The 1809-nt window shown below is 51.1% G+C and carries 2 protein-coding genes and 1 pseudogene; all 3 read left to right on the top strand.

The window, feature by feature from the left end; genetic code table 11:
- Positions 1-469: pseudogene (locus tag VB081_RS05215) on the top strand (hypothetical protein); the annotation flags it as partial.
- The gene (locus tag VB081_RS05220; protein WP_323398287.1) at positions 466-1521 is read left to right on the top strand and encodes an FAD:protein FMN transferase; all 1056 of its coding nucleotides are present in this window, start codon (positions 466-468) and stop codon (positions 1519-1521) included. The pseudogene VB081_RS05215 and the gene VB081_RS05220, both read left to right, overlap by 4 nt.
- A gap of 130 nt (positions 1522-1651) precedes the next feature.
- Positions 1652-1809, top strand: a 158-nt coding sequence (locus VB081_RS15000; protein WP_410173276.1) for a helix-turn-helix domain-containing protein, incomplete at its 3' end; no start/stop codon positions are given.

A 1809-nucleotide genomic window follows, 5' to 3' on the forward strand; every position in this document is an offset into this window, starting at 1 on the left:
GGAAAAGAAAATCCTTATGGTCTATGGTCTGAGCCTGGAACCAGAACAGCTAGCCGGGGTAAAGGGACAGATTGAAAAAATCTATGGGGATACCATTCCCTGGAAGCCCCTGGCCCAGCAGTGTGAAGAGGGTGAAATCCCCGGCCAGCCCGAAGACTTCAAGGATGTCTCCAGCGACCTGTACAACGCCACCAAGGCAAAGTTTTACAAATTTAAAAAAGGCAATGCCTTTAAGACCTACTACGCCGTGGGGACCAACTGTGTCGCCCTGGCGGATACCATCGTGGGAAAGAGTGGCATTGATATCTTAAGGATCAACGGAATTATCACCCCCGGGGCCTATTTGGATTATTTGGATGCTTTGTACGAACGGGGAGACACCATCGTGGTTACCAAGACCTTATATTGTATGGATGAAGACAAGCATGTCTCTGTCCAGGAAAATTGGAAGCGGAAGACAACAGAATGAAGCAATCTCAAAGAAAAATGGGGATAGGGGTCGGTCTGACCCTTGTCCTCCTTCTTGTTCTGGGGGGCTGTGCCTCTCAAAAGGTCACCACCCGAAGCGATTTTGCCCTGGACACCGTCATTACCATGACACTCTACGGCAGTGAGGACAGCAGCCTGATGGATGGGCCCTTTCAAAGCATCCGGGAATGGGATAAAAAGCTCAATGCCTACAGCACCGACAGTGAAATTGGGGCCATCAATGGAGCCGCCGGTATGGAGCCCGTATCCGTCAGCCCAGAGACTTACGACCTGATCAAAACAGGCTTGACCTACTCCACCCTGACGGATGGTGCTTTCGATATCACCATTGGTCCCCTGGTGGATTTATGGGGGATTGGAGAGCCGGACACCAAGGAGCCCCCCTCCGCCGAGGCCATTGCCCAGGCCTTAGCCCTGGTGGATTATAAAAAGGTGGTGTTAGACCCTGCCACCCACTCCGTCTACCTGACCGAGCCGGGCATGAAGCTGAACCTCGGAGCCATTGCCAAGGGCTTTATTGGGGAAGAGGCCAGGGCAGCCCTTCAATCTGAGGGCGTTGAACATGCCATCCTGAATCTGGGGGGGAATGTGGTCCTCATTGGGGGGAAAACCAACGGCCAGGACTTTGTCGTTGGCGTGGAAGATCCAGAGGATAAAGGGAGCCCCCCCCTGGGGAGCATCCGCACCAGGGATATGGCCGTGGTCACCTCCGGGGATTATGAACGGTATTTTACCGATGCCGCCGGCCGACGGTATCACCATATCTTAAGTGCCAAAACCGGCCAGCCCGCAGACAGTGGCCTCCATCAGGTCACCGTGGTGTGTGCGGATTCCACCCAGGCCGACGCCCTGACCACCTCTCTATTCCTCATGGGCGAGGATTTTGCCAAGGATTATATTGAAAAAACCGATGGGGTCGAGGGCATTTTAGTCACCACGGACAACACCATTTGGGTATCCAGCGGACTTGTGGATTCCTTTGTTTTTGATGAGGGGAATAAGGGCGATCAATATCATCTAGAGAAAAAATAATAAATGCGTTTTAAAAAGCAATGGAAATTTTAAAGGGGAAATGTGATATAATATTAAGAAAGAAAATTCGTCAAGTAGTCAACTTGATGAAACACCGATTACATATTTTATGAGTCATTGGAGGTAGATTATGAGTGACTTAGTACAAACCATCGGAAATCGCCTGCAGCGGCGTCGAAAGGCCTTGGGCTATAGTCAAGAGGTAGCGGCAAAAAAAGCGGGAGTACATCCAACCTATATCGGACAGGTTGAACGGGGAGAAAAAAACGCAACGATCACGAGTCTGAG

The organism is Christensenella sp. (assembly GCF_034927525.1).
Taxonomy (GTDB): Bacteria; Bacillota; Clostridia; order Christensenellales; family Christensenellaceae; genus Christensenella.